Annotated in this window: 1 pseudogene; it reads right to left on the minus strand. The window is 67.5% G+C overall.

Going from position 1 to position 274, the window contains the following annotated elements:
* A pseudogene (locus SB751_RS30300) lies at positions 1–274 on the minus strand (phosphoketolase); the annotation flags it as partial.

Raw genomic sequence — 274 nt, forward strand, 5'->3', positions numbered from 1 at the left:
CGCGAAGATCACGGGCCGGCTCACGGTGAACAGCGCGTTGAAATCGGCGTCCGACAGACCGTGCGGATGACGGTCGGCCGGTTCGAGCGTCATCAGATCCACCACGTTCACGACGCGTATTTTCAGATCGGGCAGCCAGCCGCGCAGCAGGTCGACGGCCGCGAGCGTCTCCAGCGTCGGCACGTCGCCCGCGCAGGCCATCACCACATCGGGCTCGCCGCCTTCGTCGTTGCTCGCCCATTGCCAGATGCCGATGCCGTCCGCGCAATGGCGG

The sequence above is a fragment of the Cupriavidus sp. SIMBA_020 genome (genome assembly GCF_046535395.1).
GTDB classification, from domain to species: domain Bacteria; phylum Pseudomonadota; class Gammaproteobacteria; order Burkholderiales; family Burkholderiaceae; genus Cupriavidus; species Cupriavidus campinensis.